Genomic DNA, 13,524 nt, shown 5'->3' with positions numbered 1-13,524 from the left:
AATCGGGTTCGGCAACGGATTGCAAATTGCCGCGCGAAGCGGGCGCTTCACGCAATGTTCTGCCGTGATTGAGGGTCAGCCTTACGCGGACACTCTTTCAAACTCGCGCATGAAGTCGACCAGCGCCTCAACACCCTCCAGCGGCATCGCGTTGTAGATGCTCGCCCGCATGCCGCCCACGGACTTGTGGCCCTTGAGCTGCACCAGCCCCCGCTCGCGCGCCTGCGCGAGGAACGCCTCGCTGCGGGACTCGTCGTTGAGGAAGAACGGCACGTTCATGCGCGACCGGCACGTTGGATGGATTTCATTGCGGTAGAAGCTGCTGGCGTCGATGAAGTCGTACAGCATCTTCGACTTGATGATGTTGCGCGTCTCCAGCGCTTCCACGCCACCTTGGCGCTTGATCCACTGGAACACAAGCCCCGCGATGTAGATGGCGTAAGTGGGCGGCGTGTTGTACATCGAGCCGTTCTCGGCCACGAGGCGCCAGTTGAATGCCGACGGGCACAGAGGGTGCGCATGACCCAGAAGGTCCTTGCGGACGATGGCAATCGTCAGGCCGGCAGGGCCGATGTTTTTCTGCGCGCCGCCGTACAGGACCTGGTAGCCGTTCCAGTCGATCGGCCGCGAAAGGATGTGGCTCGACACATCAGACACCACCACTCGCCCGTGCGCCTGACCGACGTCAGGCGTCTCCTGATATTCAACGCCGACAATGGTCTCGTTCGTGCACAGGTGCACGTAGGCCGCGTCCGAGGACAGCTTCCAGCTCGACACATCCGGGATCTTGTGGAAGCGCTCGGTCTCGCTGGTGGCGGCGATGTTCACCTCGCCGTACTTGCGCGCCTCCTGCTGCGACTTGACCGACCACGTACCGGTGACGACGTAGTCAGCCTTCGGAGCATCGGCCGAGAGCCGACGCATCAGGTTCAGCGGAACGATGGCGTTCTCGGCGATGGCGCCGCCTTGCAGGAAGAGAATTTCGTAGTTGTCCGGCACGGCCAGCAACTGCCGCAGATCGCTGAACGCTGCCGCCAGAATGCTTTCAAATTCCCGCCCGCGATGGCTCATTTCCATCACGCTCATGCCGCTGCCGTGCCAGGACACCATCTCCTCCTTCGCCTGTTCCAGCACCTCGAGCGGCAGCACTGCCGGCCCTGCCGAAAAGTTGTACACACGCGCCTGGCTGGCTTGGAGGGCTCGATCCGCTTGGTTCATAGGACGAAGGGCAAAAGAAAAATGGCTGTCTGGGCGCAAACCCAAACAGCCATTATCTACCAACTGACAGCCCGAGGGGGATTGTGCCCCGATCGTCTGCCTATGCCGGTCAATTACTTCGCAGCAGCGGCAACTTCCTTGTCAGCCATGTCGCGCATCTTCTTGCCGACTTGCGGACCGTACTTCTGCATCACGTTGCCCCACACTTCCTGCATGGCCTTGCCTTGGTTAGCCATGAACTTCTGGCCGCTCGGCGTTTTCAGGAACGTGGTCAGATCCTTGATTTCCTGGGTCGAGTAGTACTTGCCCAGCGAGTCATAGTGGGCTTGCAGGGCGTCCTTGCGGAAGGCTTCCGTGTCGAAGTCCTTGCCAGCGCCGTCGGTCATGCGCTGCACGGCGCCGTTCTTCTTCAGCTTGTCGACAGCGGCTTGCTTCTGCTTGTCGTTCAGAGTCTTGTTCTCGACCAGTGCCTGCTCCAGCACCAGCGGGGCTTCCTGCTTAGCGCCGCTGGCCAACACTTCACCCTGACCCTTGATGGCCGCGTCGACGTTCATCGTCGTCAGCAGGTCCTTGATGGCAGCCGTCTTGTCAGCGTCGCCAGCCTGCGCGAACGCAAACAGCGGAGCGAAACCAGCCACCACGATCAGATGTTTGAGTTTGAGACTCTTGTGCATTGTTGCTCCCTTGAGATAAGCGTTGCGTTTAGGCCGGGCGTGTGATGCAAAAGTTCCAGGCCCTTGCCGCGCACAGGTCCGGCATCATGACAGAACTGCGCCCAACGGCAAGCAAAAGATGTTTCTAATTATGTCTCGCTGCTGTCATCCGGCTGTGCATCGGCATCCGGGGCGGCATCCGTCGCATCAGCACCCTCGACACTCTCCGCGCCTTCAGCGTCGGATTCCATCACCCGTTGCAGCCCGGACAGCTTATTGCCCTCGCCCACCGAGATGAGCGTGACGCCCTGCGTAGCGCGGCCCATTTCACGGATCTCGTCCACGCGCGTGCGGATCAGCACCCCGCCCGTCGTGATCAGCATGATCTCGTCTTCCGGCGCCACCAGCGCGGCGGCCACGACCTTGCCGTTACGCTCGGAGGTCTGGATGGCGATCATGCCCTTCGTGCCGCGGCCGTGCCGGGTGTACTCCGAGATCGGTGTGCGCTTACCGTAGCCGTTCTCGGTGGCGGTCAGCACGCTACCGGCGACCGACTGAGCGCCCTCGCCCTCGGTTTCCGCGGGCGCCACCAGCATGGCAATCACTTGCTGCGTCTCTTCCAGGTTCATACCGCGAACGCCGCGTGCCTGGCGACCCATCGGGCGCACGTCGTTTTCATCGAAGCGCACCGCCTTGCCTGCGTCGGAGAACAACATGACGTCGTGCTGGCCGTCGGTAATGTCCGCGCCGATCAGGAAGTCGCCCTCGTCCAGATCGACCGCGATGATGCCGGCCTTGCGTGGGTTCGAGAATTCCGTCAGCGCCGTCTTCTTGACCGTCCCCTTGGAGGTCGCCATGAACACGAAGTGCTGCTCGTCGAACTGCTTCACCGGCAGGATCACGTTGATCTTCTCGCCCGGCGACAGCGGGAACATATTGACGATCGGGCGACCGCGCGAGTTACGGCTGCCCTGAGGCACCTCCCACACCTTCAGCCAATACAGACGGCCGCGGTTCGAGAAGCAGAGAATGTAATCGTGCGTGTTGGCGACGAATAGCGTGTCGATCCAATCGTCTTCCTTCGTCGCCGCAGCTTGCTTGCCGCGGCCGCCACGCTTTTGCGCCCGGTATTCGGAAATCGGCTGACTCTTCATGTAGCCGCTGTGGGACAGCGTCACCACCAGATCCTGCGGCGTAATGAGGTCTTCTGTGTCCAACTCGGTGGCATTGTGCTCAATCTGCGAGCGACGCTCATCGCCAAACTCAGCGCGGATCGCGGTGAGTTCCTCGACGATGATGGCGGTAATGCGCTCCGGCTTCGCAAGGATGTCCAACAGATCGGCGATCTGCGCCATCACTTCGCGGTATTCCTGGACGATCTTGTCCTGCTCCAGCCCGGTGAGGCGTTGCAGGCGCATCTGCAGAATTTCCTGCGCTTGGGTATCCGACAGCCTGTACAAGCCGTCGCCCTGCATACCAAACACCGGCAGCAGACCTTCCGGACGATACGCGGCGCCACCGCCGGAGGTTTCGCTCTCGGCGCGAACGAGCATGTCGCGCACGAGGCCCGAATCCCAACTGCGGTTCATCAGCTCAGCCTTGGCAACCGGCGGGGTCGGCGCAGCCTTGATGATGGCGATGAATTCGTCGATGTTGGCCAGTGCAACAGCCAGACCTTCAAGGATGTGGCCGCGCTCGCGTGCCTTGCGCAGGTCGAATACCGTGCGACGCGTCACCACCTCGCGGCGGTGCAGCAGGAAGCACTCAAGCATCTGGCGCAGGTTCAGCAGGCGTGGCTGGCCGTCGACAAGCGCGACCATGTTCATACCGAACGTGTCCTGCAGCTGCGTATTCTTATAGAGATTGTTGAGCACAACCTCCGGCACCTCGCCGCGCTTGAGTTCGATCACCACGCGCATGCCGGACTTGTCCGACTCGTCGCGAATGTCGGAAATGCCTTCGATGCGCTTTTCGGTGACCAGCTCGGCGATGCGCTCGAGCAGCGTGCGCTTGTTAACCTGATACGGCAGCTCGTCGACGATGATCGCCTGGCGCTGGCCGCGGTCGATATCTTCAAAGTGCGTCTTGGCGCGCATCACCACACGGCCGCGGCCCGTGCGATAGCCCTCGCGAACACCCGAAATGCCGTAGATGATGCCTGCCGTTGGGAAGTCCGGCGCCGGGATCAGCTCGATCAGCTCGTCGACCGTCGCTTCCGGATTGCGCAGCAAGTGGAGGCAGCCATCGACGACTTCATTCAGGTTATGCGGCGGAATGTTCGTCGCCATACCCACCGCGATCCCGGACGAACCGTTGATCAGCAAGTTGGGGATGCGGGCCGGCAGAACGGACGGTTCAGTTTCGGAACCGTCGTAGTTCGGCTCGAAATTGACCGTTTCCTTGTCGAGGTCGGCCAGCAGTTCGTGGGCAATCTTCGACAGGCGGATTTCGGTGTAACGCATCGCCGCGGCGTTGTCGCCATCGACGGAGCCAAAGTTGCCCTGGCCATCGACCAGCATGTAGCGCAGCGAGAAGTTCTGCGCCATCCGCACGATGGTGTCGTATACAGCGGTGTCGCCGTGGGGGTGATACTTACCGATCACATCCCCGACGATACGGGCGGACTTCTTGTAAGGGCGATTCCAGTCGTTGTTCAGCTCGTGCATCGAGTAAAGCGCACGGCGATGCACCGGCTTGAGACCATCCCGCACATCTGGAAGCGCGCGGCCCACGATTACGCTCATGGCGTAAGCGAGATACGAGCTGCGCATTTCTTCTTCGAGCGATACCGGGAGTGTCTCTTTGGCGAATTGATCCATTGGGCGAATGGTGGGAGGTCCCTAGTGAGCACAGCAATGCGAACTGCAGGACGCTGCGGTTGCGCGAATAACAGAACATTTTACCATGCCGCAAGCCCCCTTCCCTCATACGCGCGAGCGACGCATCGTCAACCCCGGGCACGTTCCCTGCGAGCGGGGGCAAAACCGGGGAGCCAGTCCCCATAAGGGTTTGCGAGGCATTTCCTGCCTTGTTGCGTACACACCACAAGGCCATGGCGCCCCGTTCGAATCGCTTATATTTGCTTTTTAGGAGTGCGTGCTTGTGGCACAATCCCCCAGCGAAGAGGCAGACATTGTTCGAAGTGGAGCCTTCACCACACCGAGAATGTTATACTCCGAAGAATGTATGACTTGTTTTCGTCCCATCTGCTCGCAGTCTTCTGCGGTGATCTCATCCTGAGAGGAGAAATATGAAAAAATTTGCCAAGCTCGCGTTCGCTGCAGCTGCGGTAGCCATGGCTGCGTCCGCTTACGCTCAGTCGGTGCCCTACGAAAAGAAGGCCGTCAACGACAACTGGGGTAACGGCACGAGCGAGTGGGTCTGGAAGAACGGCACGAACGAACTGTGCTGGCGCAATGGCTTCTGGACGCCGGCAACCGCCAACGCTCAGTGCGACGGCGCTCTGGCTCCGGCTGCTGCTCCGACCGCTGCTCCGGCTGCTCCGGCTGCTCCGGTTGTGTCGAGCGAAAAGGTTACGTTCGCTGCTGACACCCTGTTCGATTTCGACAAGGCTGTGCTGAAGCCGGAAGGCAAGGCCAAGCTGGACGACCTGGTCTCGAAGCTGAATGGTATCAACCTGGAAGTCGTGATCGCCGTTGGCCACACCGACTCGTTCGGTTCGGACAAGTACAACGACCGCCTGTCGGTCCGTCGTGCTGAAGCCGTCAAGGGCTACCTGGTCAGCAAGGGCATCGAAGCCAACCGTGTCTACACGGAAGGCAAGGGCAAGCGCCAGCTGAAGGTTGATCCGAAGTCGTGCAAGGGCGCTCGCAAGGCACAAATCGCCTGCCAGCAACCGAACCGCCGCGTGGACGTCGAAGTGGTCGGCACCCGCAAGGCTCAGTAATTCGGTTCACACCGGAAAGAAGCCCAGCTTTCGCTGGGCTTTTTTTCGCCTGTACATCTGCGTCGCCGGACGCCTTCCCCGAGGCCGCTGCGGAAATAGGCGCCAAAAAAAACGATGACGCAAAATGCGCCATCGCTTTTTCTGTTTGGGGCACCCGATGCCCCTTTTTCATGACCGCCCTTCTTATTGATAGGAAGGTGTCGCCTGGTCGTTAGCAACCATGGCGCGATCGCCCACGCGCAGATTGTTCGGGTTTCGTTGCGTGACGGTCGCGACGCGGCCATCATCGAGGCGGACAGTGATGCGGTACACGGTTTGGCCGCCCGCTCCTGCGCGCTGTTCGACTTGGTTGCCAGCATAGGCACCCAGTGCTGCGCCGCCAATGGTTGCGACTGTGTTGCCCGTACCGCCGCCAACTTGGTGACCCAGAATACCGCCGGCCACACCGCCGATGATCGTGCCTAAAATGCCCGGGCTATTTGCCGGGGCCTGCATCGGCTGGATCGATTCCACGCGGCCATAGAGGGCCCCCGTTTGCTGCGGTTGGCCGCCATAGGCCGGAGGCTGTTGAGCGTACCCACCGTTATAGCCACCGCCGTAACCCGGCGCAGCGCAGCCTGCCAGCACCGTCAGGCCCGCAACACCCAGCCCAATCAGAATTTGTTTGGATTTCATTGATCTCTCCTTGAACGAAGGTGACAGTTTGAGGAAAAGCATGCGCGTTTGTTCACCTCTGTTTCAAAGTGAAACCTTTTCGCAAACCCCTTGATTTGGTTGGGGCGACGCTTTTTGGTACATTTCCTCACCTAGCCGATATGCCCTGGCGCAGCGCAACATGACGACCACTCACGCGAACGCCGATCCCGGCGAACTCGAAAAATTCAGCGAACTCGCCCACCGCTGGTGGGATCCGAACAGCGAGTTCAAACCCCTGCACGAAATCAATCCGCTGCGCCTCGGCTGGATTCAGTCGATCGCCCCGCTGGCCGGTAAACGCGTCGTCGACGTGGGCTGCGGCGGCGGCATCCTTTCAGAGAGCATGGCGCGTGCCGGCGCCGACGTCAAAGGCATCGACCTGTCCCGCAAAGCATTGCGTGTCGCCGACCTGCATAGTCTCGAGGCGGGCGTTACCGTCGATTACGAGGAGATCGCCGCAGAAGCCTTGGCCGAACGCGAGCCGGCCAGCTTCGATGTCGTCACTTGCATGGAGATGCTCGAACATGTGCCCGATCCGGCGTCTGTTGTGCGTGCGTGCGCGACGCTGGTAAAACCGGGCGGATACGTGTTTTTCTCGACCATCCACCGGAACGCCAAGGCCTATCTGCTGGCGGTCATTGGCGCGGAATACGTGCTCAACATGCTGCCGCGCGGCACGCACGACTACGCCAAGTTCATTCGCCCGTCGGAGCTGAGCGCGTTCGTACGGGGGGCCGGGCTCCAGGCTCAAGAGATGTGCGGGCTCGAATACAACCCGATCAGCGGCCGCTATGCCCTCACGCAGGACGCCAGCGTCAACTATTTGATGGCAACGCGCCGTCCGGCCGAGGCATGACGGCGCGCCAGTTTCCCGATCCGCTGGGCGCGGTGCTGTTCGACCTGGACGGCACACTTGCGGACACGGCCCCCGATCTGGCCGCCGCGGCCAACAAGGTGCGCACTGATCGTGGCCTCGAACCGGTGGACTACGAAGCGCTGCGCCCGGTCGCCTCGCATGGTGCCCGCGGACTGATCGGCGTGGCCTTCGGTGTTGGGCCAGGGGATGCGGAGTTCGAGTCGCTACGGCTGGCGTTTCTCGCCAACTACGAGGCGGAAATCTGCGTGCGTACGCAGCTGTTTCCGGGCATGGCAGACGTGCTGGCCGAACTGGGCCGTGCCGGTATTCCCTGGGGGATCGTCACCAACAAGTCGGGCCGACTGACGGTACCGCTGGTTGCACGGTTGCCGTTTCCGGTGCCGCCGGCCTGCGTGGTTGCGGGTGACACCACGCCGCACGCCAAGCCCCACCCCGCCCCACTGCTGCATGCGGCCGAATCCATCGGCATCGACGCACGACAGATCGTCTACGTGGGAGATGACCTGCGCGATATCGAAGCCGGCCGCGCTGCCGGCATGCCTACCATTGCGGCCAGTTACGGCTATTGTGGTAATGGGCCATCGCCAGCGGAATGGCGCGCCGATGCGCTGATCGCCAGCGCAGCCGAGCTGATTCCGCTGCTGCTCGAGTCGCAACGCGCTTGACCACAATGCCCAGGTGAATGCCCGGGCGCCACACCTTTCAGGACCGCTGCCTCCCGTCGGGACGTGGCGGTCAATCGACTGACGAAGTAGGCCACGCCGTGGCCGGACCGACACCAGCATGAGCTCCTCCCCCGATTCGCGCCCCGATCTGCAATCGAATACCGCCGGCTGGCGCGCACGGCTTGATCGCCTGCGCGGTACGGCCGGCTGGCAACGCGCGGCGCAGGTCGGCACGTCGCGTCGCACCAAGCGCATCGGGATCGGCGTGCTGATCTTTCTGGTGATGTTCGGGCTACTGGGTGCATTCGGCGGCCCGCCGTTGCTGCACCACCTGGCGCAAACGCAGCTCAGCCAGCTCCTGGAACGGCCGGTTTCGGTCGGCAAGATCAGCATCAACCCATACACGCTGCGGCTTGATGTCGACCAGCTCCACATTGCCGAGCGCGACGGCAAGACGCCGTTCGTCGATGTCGGCCATCTGCATGTGAACGCGTCGTGGAGTTCGATCTTCCGCCGCGCGCCCGTGATTGAAGAACTCAGCATCGATGCGCCGCACGTGCGTATCGTGCGCACCGCCGAACAGCGTTTCAACTTCTCCGACATCGTCGACAAGCTAAGCCAGCCGGAAACCGCGCCCAAGCCCAAGTCGAACGAGCCGGCACGTTTCGTCTTTGCCAATCTGCAGTTGACCAACGGCGCCATCGACTTTGTCGACCAGCCGCTCGGCGGGCAACACAAGGTGGAGGGCTTGCAGATCGGCGTGCCTTTCGTGGCGAGCCTGCCGGCAGACGTGGACATCTTCGTGCAGCCTTTGCTGGTTGCCCGCATCGACGGCGCGCCGCTGCATTTCGCGGGCAAGACAAAGCCGTTTGCCGATTCGCTCGAATCGAACCTCAACGTCAAGATCGACGGACTGGATCTGCCCCGCTATCTCGGCTACGTACCCGGCCCGCTGCCGGTGGCGGTTCCACAAGGCAAGCTGACGACCGACCTGACGATCGACTTCCAGAAGCCCAAGAGCGGCACACCAGTGCTGCGCGTGCATGGCACGACCGGCCTCGACAACCTCGAAGTGGTCGACGCCAGGAAAGCGCCACTGGTGGCCGCCAAGCAGGTGCGCGCAACGCTTGCCGACGTGCGCCCGCTCGACAACGTGTTCCACCTCGATGCGCTGACGCTGGATGGCGTGCGCGTTAATGCCACGCGCGGTGCGGATGGAGCGATCAATTTCGCGCAACTCGCCGGCAAGCCGGCACCTGCCAAAGCGAAAGCTGCCACGGCCGAGGCCGCGACCACCGCCAAGCCGAAACCGTTGGATGTGGCGGTCAACAAGCTGCAACTGACCAACAGCACCGTCCACTGGCGTGACGCGACCACGCAGCCGGCTGCCGACCTGATACTGGAAGACCTCCACGGCGACATTCGCGTGCGTACGTTGGGCGGTCCGACCTCGCTCGATGTGGGCGCCAAGCTGGCGCAAGGCGGCACGCTCAATGTCAAAGGCAACACATCGCTGGAGAAGAACACCGGCGAGCTGGAACTGAAGCTGGACGGCGTGAAGCTGGTCGGCATCAGCCCGTATCTGCGCCAGGCGGGCGCACCGCAATTGCAGAGCGGTGCGCTATCGGCCGACGGCAAGGTGGCGCTCGAATTCGGGCCGGACAAATTCAACGTGCGCGCGGAACCGCTGACCGCAAGCCTGGCCGACCTGTCACTTGCACCGGCCACGGGCAAGGACACCGCGCTGCGAGCCAAGCTGCTGCGCGCAGACGTGAAGCGCTTTGACCTGAGCGCCCGCACCATCGCCCTGAACGAAGTGCGCGCCGATGGCCTGCAGATCGATGCGTTGCGCAAGAAGGACGGCACAACCACGTTGACGCTGCTCGATGGTCCGCAATCGGTGGCGGGCAAGTCGACAGCGCCGGCCAAGTCCAGCGCAAAGTCGAACGCGCCGGCCGAAAAACCCTGGGCAGTGACCGTACAAACGCTGAAGCTGGATAACAGCGCTGTCGGCTTTGAAGACCAATCGAACTCGCGCCCGGTCAAGGTGCGTGTCGAGCCGCTGAACGTGGTCGTGCAGAACGCCTCCTCCGATCTCGGCAAACCGGTCAACGTGCAGATTGGCGCAGGGCTGGGTGCCAAGGGCAAGCTCGATGTGCGCGGCGAGGTCGTGCCGCAGCCGCTCAAGGCCGACCTGCGCGTGAACTCGCAGAACCTGTCGCTGGCAGGCTTCGATCCGTATCTGGACAAGTCGTTGAACGCGGCGATCACCAGCGCGCTGCTATCGATCGACGGGCGCCTCGTGCTCAACCAGGGCAAGGCGCTGACGGTGAACTACCAGGGCAACGCGACACTGGGCAACGTCCGCCTGCAAGACCGCGTGAGTTCGGATGACTTCCTGCGCTGGCGCTCGCTCGCGCTCAACCGCATCCAGGCCAACTACGACGGCACTACGCCGCGCGTGCGGGTGGGAGCGATGGCGCTGTCGACGTTCTACGCGCGGATCATCATCAACCCGAATGGGCGCCTGAACCTGCAGGACATCCGCGTGCAGCCGACCGAGGAGCGACGCTCGCTGACGCAAAGCGAACCTGCATCGGCATCGGCCGCAGCGGCTTCCGCCCCGGCAGCCGCGCCCGTGACGGCTTCGGCTCCGGTTGCAGCCCCTGCATCGGCCGTCACCGTAACGGCTACCGCACCTGCGCCCAAGGCCGGCGGCGCAGACCTGCGCGTTGACGCCATCACGCTGCAGGACGGCAACATCCGCTTCACCGACAACTTCGTCAAACCGAACTACACCGCCAACCTGACCGCCATCGGCGGCTCGATCGGCACGATCAGCACGGCCGCCGGCCAGACACCCGCCGACGTGACGCTGCGCGGCAGTGTCGACGGCACAGCACCGGTGGACATCCACGGCAAGGTGAACCCGCTCGCTCCCATGGCCTTTGTCGACCTGACGGCCAAGGCCGACGGCGTGGAACTGACCAACCTCACGCCCTACTCCGCCAAGTACGCCGGCTACCCGATCACCAAGGGCAAGCTGACGATGGATCTGCACTACCTGCTCGACCAGGGCAAGTTGACCGCCGACAACCACATCTTCATCGACCAGCTCACCTTCGGCGACCGCGTAGAAAGTAAGGACGCGACCAATCTGCCGGTGCGGCTGGCAGTGGCGCTGCTGAAGAATTCGCGCGGCGAGATCGACGTGCGCGTGCCGGTATCGGGCTCGCTCGATGACCCACAGTTCAGCATCGGCGGCGTCATCCTGCGTGCATTCGTCAACCTCATCGCGCGCGCCGTGACGGCGCCGTTCTCGCTGCTGGCCAGCGCGTTTGGCGGCAGCGGCGGCGAAGAACTCGGCTACATCGAGTTCGACCCCGGCACGTCGAACATCGGCCAGGCGTCCTTGGCCAAGCTCGACAAGCTCGGCACTGCGCTGAAGGACCGCCCGGCGCTGAAGGTCGACATCATCGGCCGCGTCGATCCGGAATTCGACCGCGACGGCCTGCGCCGGGAAGCCGTGAACCGTCAGATTCGCGAGCAGAAACTCAAGGACGCCGGCGACGCTGCTGAGGCAGATACCACCGTCAAGCCGGAAGAGGAGAACAAGTACCTTGAACGCGCATACAAAGCCGCCAAATTCCCGAAACCGCGCAACGTGATCGGGCTGGCCAAATCCTTGCCGCCCGACGAGATGCGCAAGCTAATGGAAACCAACGTGCAAGTGACGGATGCGGATTTGCGTGAGCTCGCGCAGCGTCGGGCGAATGCGGTGCATGTTGCACTTGCTGAACGCGTGGATCCGGGGCGCCTCTTTGTTGTCGCCCCCAAGCTCAACGCAGAAGGCATCAAGGACAAGGGCAAGACGACGCGGGTTGATTTCTCGCTGAAGTAGCCCATCTATGGGATAATCGACACTTCCTTACTGGGGCCGACCTGGTTTCGACGTGGGTTGCGAAGCAGCGGAGGGCATACCGAGGACCCGTCACCTCGTTAATCAATGGGAATGCAATAACTGCTAACGACGAACGTTACGCACTGGCAGCCTAAGGGCCGCCGTCCTCGCACTGGCTCGCTGACGGGCTAGGGTCGAAAGACTAGCGAGGTCATTTACGTCAGATAAGCTTTAGGTGAGTCACGGGCCTAGAGACGAAAACTTAGTGAATCGCCGTCGTAGAGCGTGTTCGTCCGCGATGCGGCGGTTAAATCAAATGACAGAACTAAGTATGTAGAACTCTCTGTGGAGGGCTTGCGGACGCGGGTTCGATTCCCGCCGGCTCCACCAGCTTTTCAAAGCAAAACCCCGCGACAGCGTGCGCTGTCGCGGGGTTTTTCTTGGCGCGCTATGTACGCGTCGACTCGGCCTAAGGTCACACCGGCCGCTTCCAAAGTGAGGGCAGCCCCCGCCCCGAACCAGTATCGACGATGCGCGCCGCAGAGTCCGCCCTTAACCCAGCTACTCGTAGCTCATTACAACGGTTACGGAGCTATTCGCCGTGCCCGGCTCAATCACCGCGGCGGTTTGATGGTATGCCGCCTTGAGCGGAATATTGAAGTCTCCGCCGGCCTTATCGTAGCCATTGAAGACGATCGTCTTGTTCAGCGCTACAGGGTTGGCGCTCTCGTCGAGCAACTGCAAACCCACACCCTTTGCTGACGAGGCTGCATCGAGCGCTACAACTGAACGCGCGCTATCCACGATTTCCGTATTCGGCGTCAGCAGGTAAGACACCTTGTTGATGCCCTCTGGGCATTCTTTAATGCCAATCGAAAAATTGACGGCCTCCAATGACGTGCCAACACCCTTAAAGTCCCCAACGCGGTTCTTGTCCCCCATCTTCACGACGACAGCCGGCGTCTTACAACCGAGCATGCCAACACTGGCCTGATTACTTACGCTTACGGTAAAGGCGTTGAATTCATTGTTCACATTCACTGAACCGAGAAGGCCCGCAGCAATACTGGCGCCAGCAGTGACGGATCCGATCTTCTTGATTCTTAACTTGAACGTGGTGCCCACGAATGTGTAGCTTCCCGCGGGTTCAGTTGTTGTTACCAACGAAACATCCGCCACATCACGCCCCTTCGTGAAGTAGACCAGATTCCACGCGAGCCCAGTTTCACCGATCGGGAAGTCTGTATTGCTGGATGCACTAGCAGACGCTCCAACCGAATTAATCACACCCCATTTGAAACTGAGAGTGCACTTGAAGGCGTCTGCGTCTGTTGAACTAGGCGGAATGTTTGCGCTTTCCCATATAACTGTGCCAGTCGGTGCATTACGCGGCACGTAAAGGTCGGCCGGCACGGTAAACGAGAGTTTTTGTGTCTTCGCGTCGCTGCTGATAAACGCGCAGTTCGCTGCGTACCCCGGCGTAGAAAAAAGCATCGCCAAAGAGGAAAACACGGTAATGCCCCCGTTTTCCACAGTCGGCAGAAGTAGAAACTAAGCGGCCATGGCCAGCCGCTGCTTCGGGGTAAAGCCGCCCAATGCCATATTTG

At 61.6% G+C, this 13,524-nt stretch carries 10 protein-coding genes and 1 other RNA gene; 5 read left to right on the top strand and 6 right to left on the bottom strand.

The annotated features are described in order from the left end of the window. Positions 1–81: 81 nt before the first annotated feature. The 3 genes from serC to gyrA all read right to left on the bottom strand — a co-directional run bounded on the left by serC (position 82) and on the right by gyrA (position 4,690). Positions 82–1,218, bottom strand: a complete 1,137-nt coding sequence (gene serC / locus ACUXH0_RS10040; RefSeq protein ID WP_004629207.1) for a 3-phosphoserine/phosphohydroxythreonine transaminase — start codon at positions 1,216–1,218, stop codon at positions 82–84. Between the two features lie 113 nt (positions 1,219–1,331). Next, positions 1,332–1,892, bottom strand: a complete 561-nt coding sequence (locus tag ACUXH0_RS10035) for a DUF2059 domain-containing protein (RefSeq protein ID WP_004629209.1) — start codon at positions 1,890–1,892, stop codon at positions 1,332–1,334. 128 nt (positions 1,893–2,020) lie between these two features. Next, the gene (gene gyrA / locus ACUXH0_RS10030; protein ID WP_024973162.1) at positions 2,021–4,690 is read right to left on the bottom strand and encodes a DNA gyrase subunit A; all 2,670 of its coding nucleotides are present in this window, start codon (positions 4,688–4,690) and stop codon (positions 2,021–2,023) included. A gap of 431 nt (positions 4,691–5,121) precedes the next feature. Between gyrA and ompA the strand changes: the two genes are divergently transcribed. Further along, positions 5,122–5,778 carry an outer membrane protein OmpA gene (gene ompA / locus ACUXH0_RS10025; protein ID WP_004629211.1) on the top strand — a complete coding sequence of 219 codons (657 nt, stop codon included), beginning with the start codon at positions 5,122–5,124 and terminating at the stop codon, positions 5,776–5,778. A gap of 183 nt (positions 5,779–5,961) precedes the next feature. On the opposite strand, the gene ACUXH0_RS10020 is transcribed toward ompA, so the two are convergent. Then, positions 5,962–6,453 carry an outer membrane lipoprotein gene (locus tag ACUXH0_RS10020; protein WP_012435135.1) on the bottom strand — a complete coding sequence of 164 codons (492 nt, stop codon included), beginning with the start codon at positions 6,451–6,453 and terminating at the stop codon, positions 5,962–5,964. Positions 6,454–6,613: 160 nt separating this feature from the next. Here ACUXH0_RS10020 and ubiG point away from each other — a divergent pair, with 160 nt between their 5' ends. From ubiG to ssrA, 4 genes are all read left to right on the top strand, one after another. Next, positions 6,614–7,330 (top strand): bifunctional 2-polyprenyl-6-hydroxyphenol methylase/3-demethylubiquinol 3-O-methyltransferase UbiG, encoded by a 717-nt coding sequence (gene ubiG / locus ACUXH0_RS10015; protein ID WP_182594234.1) that lies wholly within the window; start codon positions 6,614–6,616, stop codon positions 7,328–7,330. Continuing rightward, the gene (locus ACUXH0_RS10010) at positions 7,327–8,016 is read left to right on the top strand and encodes an HAD family hydrolase (protein ID WP_182594233.1); all 690 of its coding nucleotides are present in this window, start codon (positions 7,327–7,329) and stop codon (positions 8,014–8,016) included. Before ubiG ends, ACUXH0_RS10010 begins: the two co-directional genes overlap by 4 nt. Positions 8,017–8,134: 118 nt before the next feature. Next, entirely contained in the window at positions 8,135–11,917 is a 3,783-nt protein-coding gene (locus tag ACUXH0_RS10005) for a DUF748 domain-containing protein (RefSeq protein ID WP_182594232.1), read from the top strand. Positions 11,918–11,949: 32 nt separating this feature from the next. Beyond that, positions 11,950–12,307: a transfer-messenger RNA gene (ssrA, locus tag ACUXH0_RS10000) on the top strand. 171 nt (positions 12,308–12,478) lie between these two features. Here the strand turns inward: ssrA and ACUXH0_RS09995 are convergent. Then, on the bottom strand, positions 12,479–13,204 hold the full coding sequence (locus tag ACUXH0_RS09995) for a fimbrial protein (RefSeq protein WP_310735963.1): 726 nt from the start codon (positions 13,202–13,204) through the stop codon (positions 12,479–12,481). A gap of 97 nt (positions 13,205–13,301) precedes the next feature. Further along, positions 13,302–13,524: hypothetical protein (locus ACUXH0_RS09990; RefSeq protein WP_476196433.1), on the bottom strand; the 223-nt coding region annotated here is incomplete at its 5' end.

It is taken from the genome of Ralstonia sp. 110700041-2 (genome assembly GCF_056280165.1).
This window is presented reverse-complemented; position numbering and strand designations above follow the sequence as displayed.

Excerpts from the sequence above, each read along its gene's own strand:
- serC (WP_004629207.1), bottom strand. The coding sequence starts at position 1,218 with ATGAACCAAGCGGATCGAGCCCTCCAAGCCAGCCAGGCGCGTGTGTAC.
- ACUXH0_RS10035 (WP_004629209.1), bottom strand. The coding sequence starts at position 1,892 with ATGCACAAGAGTCTCAAACTCAAACATCTGATCGTGGTGGCTGGTTTC.
- gyrA (WP_024973162.1), bottom strand. The coding sequence starts at position 4,690 with ATGGATCAATTCGCCAAAGAGACACTCCCGGTATCGCTCGAAGAAGAA.
- ompA (WP_004629211.1), top strand. The coding sequence starts at position 5,122 with ATGAAAAAATTTGCCAAGCTCGCGTTCGCTGCAGCTGCGGTAGCCATG.
- ACUXH0_RS10020 (WP_012435135.1), bottom strand. The coding sequence starts at position 6,453 with ATGAAATCCAAACAAATTCTGATTGGGCTGGGTGTTGCGGGCCTGACG.
- ubiG (WP_182594234.1), top strand. The coding sequence starts at position 6,614 with ATGACGACCACTCACGCGAACGCCGATCCCGGCGAACTCGAAAAATTC.
- ACUXH0_RS10010 (WP_182594233.1), top strand. The coding sequence starts at position 7,327 with ATGACGGCGCGCCAGTTTCCCGATCCGCTGGGCGCGGTGCTGTTCGAC.
- ACUXH0_RS10005 (WP_182594232.1), top strand. The coding sequence starts at position 8,135 with ATGAGCTCCTCCCCCGATTCGCGCCCCGATCTGCAATCGAATACCGCC.